Origin of the sequence: Mesobacillus jeotgali (assembly GCF_014856545.2) — a bacterium.
In the GTDB taxonomy this organism is placed as follows: domain Bacteria; phylum Bacillota; class Bacilli; order Bacillales; family Cytobacillaceae; genus Mesobacillus.
This window is the reverse complement of the sequence record NZ_CP109811.1, coordinates 3,968,442-3,987,213: the sequence shown is the minus strand read 5'-3', so window position 1 is coordinate 3,987,213 and position 18,772 is coordinate 3,968,442. Positions and strand designations below refer to the sequence as shown.

Here is an 18,772-nt window from a genome sequence, read left to right as displayed (position 1 = left end):
ATGTATTTGTTATTTTTTTGAAACAAAAACCGAAATACGCCGTTTTATAGATAAAGTGATTTTCACTTAAAAGCGACGGAAACGCAAGCGGCCGCAGCCGTCGCTGTTAAAATCAAAAAAAGATAGGTAACCAGTTTGGGGGATTCAAAATGAACGATGATGAATTAGTGTTCCGGGCACGGAATGGGAATATGCAGGCTTTCGCGGAGCTGATCGATATCCATACTCCAACCGTCAAGCGCTTTGCCTTCCAGCTTGGGAACAAATATGACGACATAGATGATATCACGCAGGAAGTGTTCGTCAGGGTTTACCGCTTCCTCGACCAATTTTCACATGCCAAATTCACGACCTGGCTCTATAAAATCACCCTGAATGTCACAAGGGATTTTGCCCGCAATAAACAAAGGCAAATCAGAAAGGTGCTGAAGATCGGCAAAGAACGCTCATATGACGGGAAAACCGCCGAGGAAAGTATTCTTCGCTATGAGGAAGACCGGACTCTGCATGAATGCATCCAAAAACTTGATGAGAAGTATCGCATCCCGGTTGTCCTCTTTTATTTTCACGATAAAAGCTATGATGAAATCGCGGAGATAACAGGTGCATCATTGGCAAATGTAAAAACACGGATGTCACGAGGGAAAGAACATTTGAAGAAACTGCTGACTCTAGCCGAAAAAAAGGAGGGTGCAAACCATGGATGATCAATTATTGGAAAAGCGTCTGGACAGCCTGAAAAAAGCATACGATGACATGCCGGAAGATGAGAATCGTTCAGCCATCCTTGCGGCAATCAAAAAGGACCAAAAGAAGCAGAAACAAAATAAGTGGTTTCACCTGCCTTACGCAGCAAGCTTTATTGGAGTGGGGATGATCGCAGGGGTTTTGATGATGCAATATATCGGGGATCATGCTCCTGCTGATGAGAAAACAGAACAACACCAGGCATCACCCGTTGAAAATAAGTCCTTTGAGCTGAGTGAAGCGGATGTAAAAGACGTATTTAAGGGTTTACAGAATTATTATCAGGAGAAGGAACTCGAGACTAAAGAAAAGCTGGGTTTCTTATCAGGATTTGAAAATTATCTATACCGGGATATTCCGATGGAGCTCAATGATGCAGAGGCAGCTGTTCTATCCAACCTTGAAGCCTATCGAGAAACTGAGTGGGAAGATACAAAGAAAAGACTTACCACTCACATCGATGATGCATTCACCATGCCATCAGAGATCATTGACAGGCTTTTACAAGAAAAAAATGACGAAGTTTCTTTAGATGGTCCTGAGTATACCCTCCTTAATCAACTGGAGTCTTTTTTGGGAGCTTATTATCTTTCGATGACATTTTATGAAGATGATTTAAATAAAGCCATTGAAAAAGAAAATGTCGCCGAGGTAGTCAAAAAGATGAATGCAGGCGGAGAAGATATTTCTTCCACTAAGTTGAAAGAGATGTCAACAAAGGCTGTTGAAAATGGCTATGCTTTTAGAGAAGAGGATGGCAGGATAGTTCCTTATGCTAACTTTAGCGGCATAGCAGACCGCCTTCGCGGAGCAGCGAATGAAGATTTTATAAAGTATTTGGAGCTTAGGAGCAACAGAGTTCAGGATCGAAACGGAGAGGTGATTTCCTTTGAGAGCCTGGCAGATTTACTTGTAAAGCTCGAAAAAACAATTGCGACAGTCGAGGATGCGAACATCGAAGAAACGATGCGGAATGATGTACAATCGCTATTCGGCCTGTTTGTTGTCAGTCAACACATTTATGACAATAATAACGAGTTAAAAGATGAAGTGAAAAAAGCATATTTGTATTTGATTGAGACCTATCCGGAGACCGACACAGCTGCAGCGGTGCAAAATATGTACAAAAAGATGGAAAGCAACAACTTCCAAAAGCCGGCTGATGTCGAGAAGCTAGATTTTCCAAGATATATGGAGATTCCAGCCCATTTAAAGCAGGAGGACGTCATTGACAGAAAAGTGCTTCCGCTCTCAGATGCTCTGCTGTCTAGCTATAAGGAGTTCGCGGCCAAGAAGAACTTCAATATCCTGAAAAATTACGGGCCGTTTGAAATCATGCAGCTATACTTCCATGCAGACCAGGCGGGTGATTACGAAACCAAATACGCACTATACAGCAAGAATGGCGGTCAGCCTCCAGAAGAACAATATATACAAGAAATGAAGGAAGCGAAAGTGGCGGTAGGGAAAGCCCTAAAAGGATATGAGTTTGCTTCCCTTTACCATTCGGAGGATGATCCGGAAAAAGTGATTGGAATCCAGCTTCACTTCAAAGACCGCCCTGATGCTCCAGTCTTCCAAACGGTCCAGGAGGACGGTATCTGGAAAGTCCAATATTTGCCATTCCAATAATGGGAGCACTCCTATAGAATTATCTTATTCCTTTTGATAAATGCTACAGAATATGATATAATTTTTAATTGCGTATTAATGGGATAAAATAAAACAATATTTAGGAGTGTTTCCATGTCAGAAAATATCGAAGTAGGCAGCGTTTTAACAGGAAAAGTAACAGGAATCCAGCCATATGGCGCTTTCGTAGCATTAGATGAAAATACACAAGGTCTAGTGCACATTTCAGAAATCACACACGGTTATGTTAAGGATGTTAACGAGCACCTTACTGTTGGCGATGAAGTGAAAGTGAAAGTTTTGTCAATTGATGAAGCTGCTGGAAAAATTGGCTTATCAATCCGTGCTACTGAAGAAGCACCAGAACAGCCACAACGCGCTAAAAAGCCACGCAGCAAGCGTCCAGCTGCTGTAGTTCAGCACCAGGATGATTCAGCTCAAGGCTTCAACACTTTGAAGGATAAGCTTCAAGAGTGGATCAACCAGTCAGATATGGCTAAAAAATAAGCTTTCGAACGAAAAACCGGACATTTGTCCGGTTTTTTTCTTTGTTTTAATCCGGTCTCCTTCGGACAGGAGTCAGGAATAAACACCAAAGTTGTTAAATGGTATCTTATGGCTAGATCGGTAACCTTACGATGAAAAAAGCGAAGCATAAGGATATCTATTGAGTAGAACGGCACCCTTATGCGGGGAAAATGGCGATCCTAAGGGTATCTATCGTGCAGACCGGTGTCCTTATGCGGAAGAAATCGCGATTCTAAGGCAGCTTACTGCCCAATCAGTTTTCTTTGGGGGACATAACCCCGAAAATAGCAATACTACTCATGCCCACAGTTTCAACCCCCCATCACCCACCGAAAAAACCAGCAGAACCGATAATATCCTCATAAAATAAACCGAATTTCCTCCGTCATTCTTTTTTAGGGGGTTAAAATGAAAGAGCTTACAGGTTACAATATGATTGTCTAACCAATTTTTTCATTGGAACGGAGGAAGGTTCATGACAACAAAAACTAGCTCGCTGATCGAGCAGACTCAAAAGTACGGTGCGAATAACTATCATCCGCTGCCAATCGTGATTTCGAAGGCAGAGGGAGTTTGGGTAGAGGATCCTGAAGGCAACAAATATATGGACATGCTGAGTGCATATTCGGCTGTCAATCAGGGGCATCGCCATCCTAAGGTCATCCAGGCGCTTAAAGACCAGGCAGACCGCGTGACTCTTACTTCAAGAGCATTCCACAATGACCAGCTTGGACCATGGTATGAAAAGATTTGCAAGTTAACGAACAAAGAAATGGCATTGCCGATGAACACGGGAGCGGAAGCGGTTGAAACGGCTATTAAAGCAGCTCGCCGCTGGGCTTATGATGTAAAAGGCGTTGCGGACAACCAGGCTGAAGTGATCGCTTGTATCGGCAACTTCCATGGCCGCACAATGACGGCGGTCTCATTATCATCTGAAGAGGAATACAAACGAGGCTTCGGGCCCATGCTTCCAGGGATCAAACTGATACCTTACGGGGACCTTGAAGCGCTTAAGGAAGCTATTACTCCTAACACAGCTGCCTTCCTGATTGAACCGATTCAGGGTGAGGCGGGGATCGTCATTCCGCCAGAAGGCTTCATGAAAGCTGCGTTCAAGGTATGTAAAGAAAATAATGTCCTTTTCATTGCTGATGAAATCCAGGCCGGCCTTGCCAGGTCAGGGAAAATGTTCGCATGTGAGTGGGAGGACATCGAACCTGATATGTACATCCTTGGAAAAGCGCTTGGCGGCGGGGTTTTCCCAATTTCATGCGTCGTAGCTGACAATGATGTGCTGGGAGTATTCAATCCTGGTTCTCATGGATCTACCTTCGGCGGCAACCCGATGGCTTGCGCAGTTTCCATTGCATCCCTTGATGTCTTGATTGATGAGAAGCTTGCAGACCGTTCCCTTGAACTTGGAGAATATTTCATCAGCAAACTGCGTGAAATCGACAACTCCATCATCAAGGATATCCGCGGCCGCGGCCTGTTCATTGGCGTTGAGCTGACCGAACCAGCACGCAAATATTGTGAAGATTTAAAAGAAGAAGGCTTGCTCTGTAAAGAAACGCATGATACTGTCATTCGTTTTGCTCCACCGCTTGTCATCAGCCAGGAAGAACTGGACTGGGCAATCGAAAGAATCAAGAAAGTATTATCATAAACATGCGAAAACCCGCCTCAAAATAGGGCGGGTTTTTCATGTGATCTAATTATCGAGTAGCCCTTGGTTCTGCCGCTCTCTCTTCTCTTTCGCTTGGTGCGAAAAGGAGCCCAATGTTTATGAGACCGGCAAGACCGACTAATCCATAGATGATTCGAGCCAATGCTGAATCCTGTCCGCCGAAAATAGCTGCAACAAGGTCAAATTGGAAGAATCCTACTAAGCCCCAGTTGATGGCCCCAATAATGGTAAGTACAAGTGCTGCACGTTGAATACCGCTCATGGATGTTTCCTCCTTAAAAATAAATTTGTTCTTTTATAGATTGTTTCAGCACGAAATGAATTATTCATTCGCCCTGTATTTATTACCTACCCGTAAGAAAAAAACTGTAACATTTTACAGCACATTGGAGAATATTAAGAAGTGTATTTTTTGCATTGCTTTTTAAAAAGGAACATAATTAGCCTTGAGGAAGGTGATTTAAATGGATAACTTTACTTTTTACAATCCAACGAAACTGATATTTGGCAAAGGCCAGCTGGAGCAGCTGAAAAATGAAGTCCCTCAGTATGGCAAGAAGGTACTTCTTGTTTACGGCGGCGGCAGCATCAAGCGCAATGGACTTTATGATTCTGTCATGGCCACTCTGAAAGAAATTGGCTCGGAAGTATTCGAGCTTTCTGGTGTGGAACCGAATCCACGTCTGTCTACTGTCCATAAAGGCGTGAAGATTTGCAAAGAGGAAGGCATTGAATTTCTGTTGGCAGTAGGCGGCGGCAGTGTCATTGACTGCACGAAAGCAATCGCTGCAGGCGCTAAATACGATGGAGATGCCTGGGACCTTGTCACGAAGAAGGCTTTTGCAACAGAAGCTCTACCATTCGGTACGGTACTCACTTTGGCAGCCACAGGCTCTGAAATGAATGCAGGCTCTGTCATCACAAACTGGGAAACAAATGAAAAGTATGGCTGGGGAAGCCCGGTCACATTCCCGAAATTCTCTATCCTTGATCCAGTGAATACATTTACCGTTCCGAAGGACCAGACGATTTATGGCATCGTTGACATGATGTCGCATGTGTTCGAGCACTATTTCCATTTGACAGAGAACACTGAATTCCAGGACCGCATGTGCGAATCCTTGCTACTGACAGTGATGGAAACAGCTCCGAAGCTGCTTGAAGACCTGGAGAACTATGAATACCGCGCAACCATCCTTTATTCAGGAACAATGGCCTTGAATGGAATCCTTAACATGGGTTACCGCGGTGATTGGGCGACTCATAATATCGAGCACGCAGTATCGGCAGTGTATGATATTCCTCACGGAGGCGGTCTGGCCATCCTGTTCCCGAACTGGATGAAGCATAACCTTAAGGTAAAACCAGAACGGTTCAAGAAGATGGCTGTCAGGGTCTTCGGCGTAAACCCAGAAGGCAAGACTGACGAAGAAGCAGGTTTGGAAGGAATCGAAAAGCTGCGTGAATTCTGGAACAGCATCGGTGCACGTCACGCCTTGCTGATTATGACATTGATGACAGCAAGCTGGAATTGATGGCAGATAAAGCGATGGCGAACGGTGAATTTGGCAACTTTGCGAAAATGAATAAAGACGACGTACAAGAAATTTATCGTATGTCATTATAAACATTTAAAGGACCTGGGAGTTTTTCCTGGGTCCTTTGTCTTTTATATGGGCAAAAAAACTCAGGAAGATTGTTTGTAATAGACGTAGATGTACTGAAAAAATCACTCTTTACGGGTAAAAAAAGAAGGTGAAGAAAAATTTACCAATATTTTTTCTGGGTCTAAATGTTTAAGTAACTGGGTAACTGTGGTAAGTCTCTAAATGTAAGACAATGGAGCGGCAGGAATAATTTACATAAGCACGATCAACATCATCATGCTCAGGGCAAACCTGTTGAAAGACAGGGACTCAAAACAAGGAGTCTAAGGCTGCCATCTAGCTAAGATTGTCCTAGTTGCCATGGATAGAGGAATTCAAGCTGTTGTTTTGTCGAGAAAAATAGAATGAATACTTGTAAAAGGAGGGAAAAATGCTTTTATAAATAACTGAAAATTCAGTTTATTTATAGTGCTCGATTTTAATTGAAAAGGAGTAGAAAATATGAAAATGAAAAAACGTTTATCCATTTTAGCTGCATTCATGCTTTTGCTTATGATTACTTTCCCGGTTACAGGTGTATTTGCAGCCGAAAATAGTGAGCAAGAAGCAAAAATCAAAGAAAATAGTAAAAAAGGTGAACAGAACCAAAAAAATAACGAAGCAGCTGAAAAGTCTGCTGACCAGAAGGGGAAATCCAATGGTGATGTAAAAGCAGCGTCTACGAAAAATGACCCTGAAAGTAAGGAAGATACCGACTCTGAGTCAATTGGACAAGCTAAAAATAACTCAGTACAAGAAACAAATAATCCTGATGAATCCGAAAACAGTGTAAGTCAGGAAGATAATCAGGAACAAAATACAGAAGAAAACAATGGCCAAGAAGATAATACGGCGGCAAACAGCGAAAATGAGTCGACACCAGCTGAGGATGGAACCGTGCCAGGCAATGATAATAAAAGCACCCAGATTCACCTGCACATCGATCAATGTGTCAATCCTGTTGAAACGGCCTATGTCCAGATTAGCGGTGAGTGGCAGGAGATGACGAATCCTGGTTCTTCCCCTTTATTTAAAGCATTTGATGATGGGGAGTTCATTAAAGATGATGTTACGGCATTCAAGTTGATTTTTACAGCAGGTGAAGAGCTGGTTGTCCCAGTCGGTGAAGTAAAAGTGGGGGTTGAAGCAGAAGGCTCTGTCAATTACTGGCTGGAAAGCTGTGAGCTTCCTGCAGAAGAACCATCGGAAAAGGACGATTCAGAGGATACTGATGAAACGTTGAAACTGCTATCTATGATAAAAATTATGATTGACGAGAATCCGCGCCAGATTGAAAAGGTGACACTGCTGATGATGAGCGGGAAGAGAGTTGATTTTGAAAGAGTCAATGAACTTTTCAGTCTCACTCTGACTGAAGCAGTCCAGCTGGAATTGATTCGTGGCATTGAGATTACTAGCCAAGGTGAAACGAAGCTGATCCTGCTCTCAAATATCGAGTCTCTGGAAATCGTGGAAAGTGTCCTTACACTTCAAGTGAACTGGGGTATGAATGGTGAAATAGTCGAGGAAGAAACGGAAGAGGCTGATACAGAAGAGGAAAATGAGACGACAGCACCTGGCAATAATTCAGGTTCCGGAAATACATCTGATGGCACAACAAATGAACAAGTGTGGAATGGTGAGGTCCTTCCTCAAACTGGTGAAAACAGCAGAACGATGTTCTATGTGCTGGGCTTCCTGATCGCTGCAGGAGGAGTCATGCTAAGGTTCAGGGATCCATTGAAGAACTAAAGAAGTTGGAGGGGAAGAGATTCCCCTCTTTATTTTTGGCTCTTATTTTATATGAGGTGAAATTAATGAGAAAAGTAATGTCGATATTTTTGATAATAGCTGGTCTTTCGACCTTCTTTTATCCAGCTGCAAAGGATTATTACACCTCCTACAAGCAGGAGAATATGATTGAAGAATGGGAAGGCAGCAATCAGGAGAATACGGTGGCTGCTGAGAGCCTTAAAGAACTTGAGGAAGTATTCAGTATCGAAACGCAGGCTGAGAGCAGTGGGAGTGACATTACACCAGTTGGAAATCAAGAGACTGGGGACGTAAACGTAACAGCGTCTGACACAACAAAAACAAAGCAGCAATCGCGAGCTGACATGGTTGGTGTCATTGAAATTGACAAGATTGGCGTGAAGCTGCCGATTTTGAATGGTGCATCGGATGCAAACTTGGATAAAGGCGCCGGCCTCCTGGAAGGAACGCCGGCTCCAGGGATGCCTGGGAACAGCGCAATTGCTGCCCATCGAAACAGAGCCTACGGAAGCATGTTCAACCGGCTCGATGAAATAGGCGTAGGGGATACCGTGACGGTCAAAGATAAAAACAGTTCTTACCAATATGAAGTATACGAAACGCTGGTGGTTGAGCCACATGAAACCTCGGTACTCAATGGCAGCCAGGATGAAAAGGTATTAACCCTTATCACATGCACGCCTATTGATACGGCAACACACAGGCTGATTGTAAAAGCGAAAATCAAGCCATAATAGATTCTGTGTTTTTACTATCCATGAGAGGGTATGGGAGTAGGAGAAATGATTCATTCTAGGAGGAGATTATGGAATTTAACAGTGTTCTGCTGGCATTCGTGTTTATTGCAGTCTTGCTGGCTGCCGGAATGCTCCTGCGGATGACGATTCCTTTTTTCCAAAAGTATTTTATTCCTACTTCCCTTATTGCAGGTCTAATTGGTTTGTTAATGAGTAAGGAAGCACTGGGAAAGCTGGGGTCGATCATTCCTGGAGCAGGTTTTTTGGAAAATGGCCTATATCCCGAAAAAGTGTACGATGCGATGCTTTCGATTCCTGAAGTCGCGATCACCATTATTTTTGCCTCGCTTTTTTTAGGTAAAAAAATTCCCGGGATCAAAAAGATATGGAAGATTGCCGGTCCACAAGTTGCCTATGGCCAAACTGTTTCATGGGGCCAGTATGTGGTCGGAATCCTTCTGGCGATTTTCGTTTTGAAACCATTTTTCGGTCTGCCGCCTATGGCAGGCGCTTTGATTGAAATCGGATTTGAAGGCGGGCCAGGTACGGCTGCCGGAATGAGAGGGACATTCGAGGCACTCGATTTTTCTGAAGGAGCCAGTATTGCCCTTGGCCTGGCAACAGTCGGCATCCTTACTGGTGTGATCACCGGCATTATCATTGTCAATTGGGGCATAAGAAAAGGTATGGCAAAGGAAGCGAAAAAAGCTTCCGAGCTGTCTGACAGGGAGCAAAAAGGCCTGTATCCAGAAGATGAAGAACAGTCGGCTGGAGAATTATCAACAAGATCGGAGTCAATTGAATCGCTGACAGTCAACTTCCTGTTCATTTTTGTGGCAGTGGGCGCGGGAATGCTTTTATTAAAAGGCCTTTTGTTACTGGAAAATACCACTTGGGGTCCGGCTTACGATATTGAAATTATCAAGCATGTCCCATTGTTTCCAATGGCCTTGCTTGGAGGAGTGGCAACGCAGCTACTATACGATCGGTTCAGCCCGTACAAGCTCATTGATAAAAAAGTTCTAGCTCGAATTGAGGGCTTTGCCCTTGATATTTTAATCGTTGCATCCATCACTACTCTATCCATTTCAGCGATCAGTGAACATATTCTGCCTTTCCTGATCCTTGCGGGTGCGGGGATTGCGTTGAATCTCGCTGCTTTTTTCTTCCTTGCAAAAAGGGTGATGCCAGAATATTGGCTTGAAAGAGGGATTCTTCAATATGGGCAGTCGATGGGTATGACAACAACTGGCCTGCTCCTGCTGCAGATTGTTGATCCGGATAAAGAAACACCTGCCCTCGAGGGTTTCGGCTATAAACAAATCCTGTTTGAGCCCATTGTCGGTGGCGGCCTGTTCACCGCCGCTTCCATGCCGCTGATTGCACAATTTGGCCCAATACCAATCTTGATTGGTACCGGAATCCTGTTCGTAATCTGGCTGGCAATCGGCATTTTTCACTTTGGAAAAAAGAACAATAAGAGTGCCCAATCGTGATGAAAAAAACTTTTTGCAAAGTTTACTTAAAATTTCACAATTGGGCACGCTTACATCTGAGAGTGTTTCTTGATTATTGAGATTCATTTCGATAAAGTGATAGAGAATATAAAATAATGGAGGATCAGACATGACACATGTTCGTTTTGATTACTCAAAGGCGTTAAGCTTTTTTGGTGAACACGAAGTTACATACTTAAGGGATTTTGTAAAAGTAGCCCATCATTCATTACATGAAAAGACTGGTGCAGGCAGCGACTTTTTAGGCTGGATCGATTTGCCTGTAGACTATGATAAAGAAGAATTCGCACGCATCCAGAAGTCAGCAGAAAAAATTAAAAGTGATTCTGATGTCCTGCTCGTAGTAGGGATTGGCGGCTCTTATCTTGGTGCCCGTGCTGCGCTCGAGTTTCTGCAGCACAGCTTCTATAACGCTCTTCCAAAAGAAAAGCGCCAGACACCGCAAGTCATTTTTATCGGCAACAACATCAGTTCAACATATATGACAGATGTGATGGACCTTCTGGAAGGAAAAGACTTCTCCATCAATGTCATCTCAAAATCAGGTACAACGACGGAGCCTGCGATCGCATTCCGTATTTTCCGCAAGCTTCTTGAGGAAAAGTATGGAGTCGAAGAAGCACGCAAGCGCATTTATGCGACAACGGATAAAGCACGCGGTGCTTTGAAAACTCTTGCTGACGAGGAAGGCTACGAATCATTCGTGATTCCTGATGATGTCGGCGGACGTTATTCTGTCTTGACTGCAGTAGGCTTGCTGCCAATCGCTGTCAGCGGTTCAGATATCGAAGCGATGATGAAGGGTGCGGCACAGGCGAGGGAAGACTTCGGCAAGTCAGAGCTTGAAGAAAATCCTGCCTACCAATACGCTGCAGTCCGTAACGCGCTTTACAACAAAGGCAAGACGATTGAAATGCTGATCAACTATGAGCCATCCCTTCAGTACTTCTCTGAATGGTGGAAGCAGCTGTTCGGCGAAAGTGAAGGGAAAGACCAGAAGGGGATCTATCCTTCTTCAGCGAACTTCTCGACTGACCTTCACTCACTTGGCCAATATGTGCAGGAAGGCCGCCGTGACTTGTTTGAAACAATCATCAAGGTGGAGAAACCTCGCCATGAAATGGTGATTGAAGAAGCGGCAAGCGACCTTGACGGCTTGAACTACCTTGCTGGCAAGACAGTTGATTTCGTCAACAACAAAGCGTTCGAAGGAACAATGCTTGCCCATACAGACGGAGGCGTACCGAACCTTGTTCTGACGATTCCTCAATTGGATGAGTATACATTCGGATACCTTGTGTATTTCTTCGAAAAAGCATGCGCCATGAGCGGCTACCTGCTTGGTGTGAACCCATTCGACCAGCCAGGCGTTGAGGCATATAAAGTGAATATGTTCGCATTGCTTGGTAAACCAGGCTTCGAAGAAAAGAAAGCTGAATTGGAAAAGAGACTTAAATAATGCTGAAAAGGAGCACCCGACACGAGCGGGTGCTCTTTTTGTGTGAATTGGTGTCTTGAAAATTGGAAAAAAACGCATGAAATTTCCAGTTCGCCAATAAAATTGTGAAAACCGCCAATAAAATTGGATTTTCGCCAATAAAATCGGAAAATCGCCAATAAAAATAAATTATCGCCAATAAAGTGGTGACAACCGCCAATAAAAAATTTTTTCCCTAAAACACGGCAGTCGTTACCCTCATTTATGGCTCATCCAATCGTTCGCTGCTCATTAAAATACCGCTTTTGGTTAAAACTAAGCATAAACACACTTGGAAAGGCGGAACAACCATTGATTGAGATACAATCTGAGCTTGAGGGCAAACATTTTGATCTTTTTAAACTGGAGCAGCTGCTTAAACCTTTGGGATATAGCATCGGCGGAAACTGGGATTATGACCATGGTACGTTCGATTATAAAATAGATGACGAAGTTGGATACCAATTTCTGAGGCTTCCATTTAAGGCAATTGATGGCCAGCTTGATTCAAAAGGCTGCACAGTAATGATGCAGCGTCCTTTCCTGCTGTCACATAAATATCAGCGCGGAATCGATGATCATGCGGAAATTGGGAATGCGAGCGCATCCTTCAACCAGTTCCAGGAACCGGTGGATAAGGATGCGAGCTTCCCGGAAAAGTATATCGAAGTCGGCAGATCGCTTGTCCGTGAAGTAGAATCTGCTTTATTACATTAATCGTCGTTTAAAATAGCAAGCAGCTGGTCATCGTATTTAATTTTGATATTGTTTTTGGGGTTGACGATTACGTCATCCCCTCTTTTACGTCCAATCAAGATAATATTGCGCTCTTTCAGCAAAAAGCTGCTTGCCTCCTGAAAATGCTTATCAATCAGAGAAGCTTCAGCCTCTATATAAGTCAGGCGTTTCCCGTTCAGTTTACCCAGCAAATCCAATAAAGGGTTCACTACCTCCGCAGAGGCGATGCTGTTCAGAAGTACCGCACTGGTTAGGGCGTTCGCAGGTATCAGCTCATCAGCCCCCGCCCTTCTCGCATTATTGATTTGTTCGCTTGTTTGGATTTCAGCGATGCAGCGGATGTCCGGATTCAATCCTTTGATGGCAAGCAGCGTGAGGATTGTGTTCATATCGGCTTGCAGCTCATCCAGATTCTGGTCTGATGTAATAATTACTTTCCTTGCTGTTGAGATACCTGCACTCAATAAGGTATCATCCTTGTTCGCACGGCCCCTGATGAAATGAACATTGTCATCCTTAATGGGGTTTGACCCCAGTGTATCGTCCACCAATATGATGGTTTCATCCGCTTCTATAAGAGAGCGGATAACAGAACGAGACCTCTCGTTCCAACCGATGATGATTATGTGGCTGCTTCCTCTGAAGCCAACCTTTCCCTCACTATATGCATTTTGTTTAGTAACCGTTGCAGCTGAAAGATGAATGAAATACGATGATAAAAATCCTGTTCCAATCAACAGGAGCAGGATGGCTGTGATTCGTCCCCATGTTGTAACGGGATAGAAATCTCCGAATCCTACCGTTGATGCAGTAATGATAGCCCACCAGACACCATCAAAAATTGTCGGGAAACTTTTTGGTTCAACAAAATGAATGACTACACCAAACAGAGTAATCATCATAGAGGCAATCATCAGGATCCTCAACAAAATCGGAAGTTTTACGAAACGCATATATAAATGATTAGTCATCATAGTCCCCCTCACTTTTTTCTTGTTTTATGTATGAAAACAATAATTACTTTTCCCTTGATCCTCTGTTCAAAAACTGTTTTAGCCAAATTTATGTAATTCTATTTTCGTCTAGCAGGTTCTTTTTTACACAAAAAATTCAGGAATAGTTCATCAGCCCGTACCAAAATTTCTGGCATACATATGCTGAATAGTGAAAGGAGGGATGATGATATGTCATTCAACTGGGGATCGAATGTATTGCTATTTCTCGCTTGTATGCTTGCTGGATGGGCTTTGATTGAATTTGGGCCGCTTCTGTTGACTCTTGCGGGGCTAGGTATCTTTGGAATTATTGGTGTAATTGTTATCGTGCTTTTCGCTTTCGTCATTATTTTTATCGGCTTGCGGGTACTGTTCAGAGGCGGCTGGCGCGGCTGACGTTCCTTCTAAAAGAACCTGTCTTATTGGCAGGTTCTTTTCTGTGTGCTGTTTCCGTGAAGGGTAACTATCCTCTTAATGAGCACCCATAATTGCTCGATCATCCTGCGTAATCTCTTAATCAATCGAGATAATCTCCCGAAAACAGACCGGAATTGCCCAAACATATGCAAAATCGTGACGCCACCCAATTTAGTATCAGAAAGCCGGTTTTCTTCGGGTGTGAAAAAGAAAATAGAGATAAACTTGTACATCGTTCAATATATTTTTAAAAGAGAGGAATTGAATGGGAGTTGGTGAAATGCATGATTTCATGATGAATGCTTTGGATTGGCTGTCGAGCCTTGGGTATCTTGGGATTGCTCTCGGTTTGATGCTGGAGGTCATCCCGAGTGAAATCGTCCTTGGGTATGGGGGATATATGATTTCCGAGGGGACCATTGGTTTTACAGGGGCGGTGGTTGCCGGAACGATCGGCGGGACTATCGCGCAGCTGTTTCTGTACTGGCTTGGTTATTTTGGCGGCCGCCCGATGCTGGAGAAATACGGGAAGTACTTATTGATCAACAAGCATCACCTGGAAATATCAGAAAAATGGTTCAATCAGTATGGTTCAGGTGTCATTTTCTCGGCAAGGTTCATCCCGGTCGTAAGGCATGCGATTTCAATACCTGCGGGGATTGCAGGCATGTCAGCCATCAAGTTCACACTCTATACTATCGCTGCGATGATTCCATGGACAGTATTTTTCCTTTATCTAGGAATCATGCTCGGTGAAAATTGGACAGGAATTAAGGACATTGCCAAGCCATTCATCATCCCTGTCAGCATCATTGCGTTAGGGGGAGGTGCAGTATACATACTGGCAGCACGAAAACAAAAGAAGCTTTAACCAACTCAGGAAATTTCCTGAGTTTTTTATATGGCCAAAACTCATAAAACACAGCAGGTTAGTAAAGGTTAAGAAAAGGAAATATAACCCGGTACTGGCAGGGAGAAGATTCAATATGTTAAAGGAAATGCTCAGGCTGTTCAAGAAACAGCAAAACCAGGGACCTCCCGCGAAAGAAAAGGTCGTGGGTGAACGGACGGACCTTAAGGAACAGCAGTTTAGCAGCAATCTTCAGGAAAATCTGTCGGTGATCAGGACGCTGTACAGCATTCCCGACAATAAGGATGTAAAATTGCGGGAAATGTATCTTGAAGGCTTCAATAAAAATGCTGCCCTAGTATTCATCAGCACCATAACAGATGTTAAGAGTATAGAAGAAAACATCCTCAAGCCATTGGTGGAAAATACATCTGCGAATAAAAAGGTAAAAGATGTTGTTTCCATACAGATGGTTATTGAAGTCGGTATATTTAAGGATGCCGTCAAAGATTTGAATAAAGGAAATGCCTTGCTGCTGCTTGATGGAGAAGCAAAAGCATATATCCTGGATTGCCCGGATTTCCAAAGCAGAGCAATTGAGAAACCGGAAACTGAGGTTTTAATCAAGGGACCGAAAGAGGCATTCAATGAAAAAGTGGTGGTGAATATCTCACTGCTCAGGAAAAAAATAAAGAATGAGAACTTGATTTTTGAATCAATCGAAGTTTCCCAACGGTCCCATAATGATGTGTTTATCGTTTATATTCGTGGGCTTGCTAATGAAAAGCTGGTGGATAACATCAAGGAACGGCTGGGGAGTCTTGAAGTCAATGCGGTTCAAAACTTATCTTTGCTTGAAGAATATATTGAGGAACGGAACTATTCCCTGTTCCCTAGCGTATTGACCACGGAGCGGCCTGACAGAGCCGCCTCTTTTCTGGAAGATGGTTATATAGCTCTATTAATGGATAATTCGCCTGACAGTCTCATTTTGCCAGCGACCTTCTGGGCTTTTTTTCACAGTCCGGAAGATCATTATTTGAAAATCCATTATGGGAATTTTACTAGAGCTCTAAGAATGGTGGCTTTATTTATTACCATTTTCACTTCGGCCATCTATATTGCGATTACAACCTTCCATGCTGAAATGATTCCGCCCGATTTGTTGCTGGCGATTGCGTCTTCACGTGAAAAAGTCCCATTTCCGGCCGTGATTGAAATTTTGATCATGGAGACAGCTTTCGAGCTGATACGTGAAGCAGGTCTTCGTGTGCCCAGTCCAATTGGCCCCACGATAGGAATTGTAGGGGCGTTGATTCTTGGACAGGCCGCTGTTGAGGCGAATATCATCAGTCCAATCGTGATCATTGTGGTTGCCCTTGGGGGACTAAGCTCCTTTGCCGTAAGTGATTTAAGCCTGAACTTTGCTGTCCGGCTCATCCGTTTTGCTTTTATTCTGTGTGCATCAATGATCGGCATCTACGGGATGACAGCCTTTTTTGCAGCTGGAATTTTTTACTTGGTATCACTTAAATCTTTTGGTGTTCCATATTTAGCGCCGCTGTCACCAAGTTATAAATCTTCTAAAGATACAATTTTTCGCAGGCTTGTGAAAAATGAAAAGCTTAGGCCGGGTTTTCTGAAAACATCCGATTCACAAAAAAAGAGCGATGGGGCATAAGTAATGAAACAAAACAAGGGGAAAATCGGGATAAAAGAATATGTGGCCATCATTGCCTTGACTATTGGCACCAAGCTTAGTGACGATACACCTTCGATCATTTTTGAGGATGCGAGGAATGCTGGATGGATTGCGGTATTGCTTATGGGTGGAATGGCCTTCATTCCGATCATCTTGCTGGTCAAAGTTTTTTCAGCCCATCCTGATAAAAACTTGCATGAAGTGATCATCCACCTGTTTGGGCGGTTTTTCGGCAATATCATATCCATTGCCCTTTTGCTGGCAGGCGTGGCTTCAGTGACAGTTGACAGCGGAACATATGTTGATATTATCGGAACGATGTATTTTACCAAGACGCCGGCAAGTATCATTTACATGGTTCTTATGCTCGTCTGTGCATACGGAGCGAAAAGGGGGATTGAGCAGATCGGCTCTGTAGCATGGGTATTGATTCCATATTTAAAAGTCACTCTGTTCATTGCATTACTAGTCAGTTTTAATGCAGGCCATTTTGATTTCATTTTTCCTATATGGGGTGAAGGGAAAATGGAAATTGTGAAATCCTCAGTCAAGAATGTATCTATATTCTCAGATTTTCTTTTTATAGGTTTAATTGCTCCGCTGGTAGCCTCTTCCAAGGATTTCAGGAAGGGGACCATAATAGGCCTTTTCATTGTGGCATTTGAAATTAGCCTGGCGATGATCTCATATGTAATGCTATTTGATTACACAACCGCAGAGATGCTCAATTACCCTTTTCATGAAACAATCCGCTATATCGAGATCGGATTCCTGCCAAACGTGGAAACTTTATTTTTCCCGTTTTGGCTTGTTGCTACATTCATAAGATTTTCATTTTACTTATATATGAGTGCGGTGCTTCTCGGGGGAATCTTGAAAATTGGAGAATTCGAATATCTGATTCCATTAATTACGATCATCGTTTTACTTCTAGGCTTGGCGCCTGACAGTCCATCGATTTTCCTTTATATCATGAGGCAAAAACTGTTGATGCTGCTTAGCCCGGCGTTTTTATGCCTGCCGCCGCTAATGTGGCTGATCGCCAAAATTCGGGGAGATTTTAAAAATGAGACAGTACAAGAATCTAGTTAAAGTCTTGATATTGGTATGCATTGTCCTCTCCCTGGCTGGCTGCTGGGATAAGACAGAGCTCGATGAGAAGGCCTATGTAATTGGAATGGGCCTGGACTCGCATGAAAAGGAAGGGAAAATTAAGGTGACCTATTTAATCGCCAATCCAGAGATAGGCTCCCAGCAATCGGGCGGTGGCACGAATGAGCCGACGCAGGAAGTCGTTTCATTCGTTGCCGATGATTTTATCAGTTCGCGAAATACAGCCAACACCGTCATTTCCAAAGAACTTTCCTATGACCTGCTTAGCGTCATTATCGTATCCGAGGAGCTCGCAAGAAAGCCCGACTTTATAAGGGTGATCTACTCTGCCGCGAAAGACAGGGAAATTAAGCGAAGCACAGAGCTGGTCGTTACGAAAGAAAGAGCAGAAAAGTTCATCATGAACAACAAACCAACACTTGAGACAAGGCCTCATAAATTTTTTGAACTCAAGATTGGCAGGGGCAAGGAAACTGGAATGATTCCAGACACTGACCTGAATGATTTTTTTCAGGTAGCGGAAAGTGATTCGGATTTATTCCTGGGAATCTACGCAACAACTGAAACTGAAGAAAATGACTATGGAGCCACTTCCGATGATGATTTTATCGCTGGTGATTTTCAGTTCGGCGGAAAAGAGAAGGCTGCGCAGTTTGCCGGGTCCGCAGTTTTTAAAGAAGGAATAATGATTGGGAAAATTACTGGGGAAGAGACTAGGATCTCAAGCCTGCTGGATAATACATGGGAACTGCAAGACTTTAAAACAACATTCCAAGATCCCTTTGACGAACGATACAGAATATCTGCAAGATTGACCAAACCAAGAAAAAACACCTACCATTTCAAGCAGCAATCAGGGAGGCCGCTTATCAATATTAGAGTTCCTATGTATATTGAAATCCTTAGTGACCCAGGAATGGTTAATTTCTCTAAAAACGAAGAAAAAGTCGCTGAACTCAAGAATTCGCTGACGAAATCGATGGAAGAACATTTAACGGAATATATCAAATATACACAGGAAGAGTTTAAAGGGAACACTTTTCATCTATCCATCCCGATAAGAAAGAATTTTGCCACCCTTAAGGAGTTCCGGGACTTCGACTGGATGAAATCCTATCCTGACGCAGAAATAAATATCAGTGTCGATATCCGGTTCGGTGAATTTGGACGGCAGACCAAACTGCCAAGTCTTCAAGAAGTGAGGGACTGA

Annotated in this window: 16 protein-coding genes, 1 pseudogene and 1 riboswitch; of the genes and pseudogenes, 15 read left to right on the top strand and 2 right to left on the bottom strand. The window is 43.4% G+C overall.

The features are described 5' to 3' along the window. Positions 1-149: 149 nt before the first annotated feature. From FOF60_RS20435 to FOF60_RS20420, 4 genes are all read left to right on the top strand, one after another. Positions 150-707 carry an RNA polymerase sigma factor gene (locus FOF60_RS20435; protein ID WP_192472610.1) on the top strand — a complete coding sequence of 186 codons (558 nt, stop codon included), beginning with the start codon at positions 150-152 and terminating at the stop codon, positions 705-707. Next, on the top strand, positions 700-2,379 hold the full coding sequence (locus tag FOF60_RS20430) for a hypothetical protein (protein WP_192472609.1): 1,680 nt from the start codon (positions 700-702) through the stop codon (positions 2,377-2,379). Before FOF60_RS20435 ends, FOF60_RS20430 begins: the two co-directional genes overlap by 8 nt. Before the next feature lie 114 nt (positions 2,380-2,493). Further along, positions 2,494-2,886, top strand: coding sequence for a S1 domain-containing post-transcriptional regulator GSP13 (gene yugI / locus FOF60_RS20425; protein WP_192472608.1), 393 nt, complete (start codon positions 2,494-2,496; stop codon positions 2,884-2,886). Between the two features lie 496 nt (positions 2,887-3,382). Beyond that, positions 3,383-4,576: an ornithine--oxo-acid transaminase gene (locus FOF60_RS20420; RefSeq protein WP_192472607.1), complete on the top strand. Its 1,194-nt coding sequence runs from the start codon at positions 3,383-3,385 to the stop codon at positions 4,574-4,576. A 49-nt stretch (positions 4,577-4,625) separates the two neighbouring features. On the opposite strand, the gene FOF60_RS20415 is transcribed toward FOF60_RS20420, so the two are convergent. Then, entirely contained in the window at positions 4,626-4,859 is a 234-nt protein-coding gene (locus tag FOF60_RS20415; RefSeq protein WP_023626663.1) for a DUF378 domain-containing protein, read from the bottom strand. 202 nt (positions 4,860-5,061) lie between these two features. On the opposite strand from FOF60_RS20415, the pseudogene FOF60_RS20410 reads away from it, so the two are divergent. The 6 genes and pseudogenes from FOF60_RS20410 (at position 5,062) to FOF60_RS20385 (ending at position 12,464) form a co-directional block, all read left to right on the top strand. Next, positions 5,062-6,224, top strand: a pseudogene (locus FOF60_RS20410) (iron-containing alcohol dehydrogenase). Between the two features lie 254 nt (positions 6,225-6,478). Then, positions 6,479-6,567, top strand: a riboswitch (cyclic di-GMP riboswitch). Between the two features lie 138 nt (positions 6,568-6,705). Then, positions 6,706-7,995 (top strand): LPXTG cell wall anchor domain-containing protein, encoded by a 1,290-nt coding sequence (locus FOF60_RS20405; RefSeq protein ID WP_192472605.1) that lies wholly within the window; start codon positions 6,706-6,708, stop codon positions 7,993-7,995. Between the two features lie 65 nt (positions 7,996-8,060). Next, positions 8,061-8,750 carry a class D sortase gene (locus tag FOF60_RS20400; protein ID WP_192472604.1) on the top strand — a complete coding sequence of 230 codons (690 nt, stop codon included), beginning with the start codon at positions 8,061-8,063 and terminating at the stop codon, positions 8,748-8,750. 71 nt (positions 8,751-8,821) lie between these two features. Then, positions 8,822-10,249, top strand: a complete 1,428-nt coding sequence (locus tag FOF60_RS20395) for a sodium/glutamate symporter (protein ID WP_192472603.1) — start codon at positions 8,822-8,824, stop codon at positions 10,247-10,249. A 130-nt stretch (positions 10,250-10,379) separates the two neighbouring features. Continuing rightward, positions 10,380-11,729, top strand: coding sequence for a glucose-6-phosphate isomerase (locus tag FOF60_RS20390; RefSeq protein ID WP_192472602.1), 1,350 nt, complete (start codon positions 10,380-10,382; stop codon positions 11,727-11,729). Positions 11,730-12,059: 330 nt separating this feature from the next. Continuing rightward, positions 12,060-12,464 carry a YugN-like family protein gene (locus FOF60_RS20385; protein ID WP_192472601.1) on the top strand — a complete coding sequence of 135 codons (405 nt, stop codon included), beginning with the start codon at positions 12,060-12,062 and terminating at the stop codon, positions 12,462-12,464. Here FOF60_RS20385 and FOF60_RS20380 read toward each other — a convergent pair. Further along, positions 12,461-13,456: a potassium channel family protein gene (locus tag FOF60_RS20380; protein WP_192472600.1), complete on the bottom strand. Its 996-nt coding sequence runs from the start codon at positions 13,454-13,456 to the stop codon at positions 12,461-12,463. The genes FOF60_RS20385 and FOF60_RS20380 overlap by 4 nt on opposite strands. Positions 13,457-13,669: 213 nt before the next feature. Between FOF60_RS20380 and FOF60_RS20375 the strand changes: the two genes are divergently transcribed. The 5 genes from FOF60_RS20375 (at position 13,670) to FOF60_RS20355 (ending at position 18,772) form a co-directional block, all read left to right on the top strand. Continuing rightward, positions 13,670-13,876, top strand: a complete 207-nt coding sequence (locus FOF60_RS20375) for a hypothetical protein (RefSeq protein WP_192472599.1) — start codon at positions 13,670-13,672, stop codon at positions 13,874-13,876. Between the two features lie 301 nt (positions 13,877-14,177). Beyond that, positions 14,178-14,768 (top strand): undecaprenyl phosphate transporter UptA, encoded by a 591-nt coding sequence (locus FOF60_RS20370; RefSeq protein WP_192472631.1) that lies wholly within the window; start codon positions 14,178-14,180, stop codon positions 14,766-14,768. Between the two features lie 115 nt (positions 14,769-14,883). After that, entirely contained in the window at positions 14,884-16,428 is a 1,545-nt protein-coding gene (locus FOF60_RS20365) for a spore germination protein (protein WP_192472598.1), read from the top strand. A 3-nt stretch (positions 16,429-16,431) separates the two neighbouring features. After that, a complete protein-coding gene (locus tag FOF60_RS20360; RefSeq protein WP_192472597.1) occupies positions 16,432-17,541 on the top strand; it encodes a GerAB/ArcD/ProY family transporter in 1,110 nt (369 codons plus the stop codon). Next, entirely contained in the window at positions 17,516-18,772 is a 1,257-nt protein-coding gene (locus tag FOF60_RS20355) for a Ger(x)C family spore germination protein (RefSeq protein ID WP_192472596.1), read from the top strand. The genes FOF60_RS20360 and FOF60_RS20355 overlap by 26 nt, the downstream gene beginning before the upstream one ends.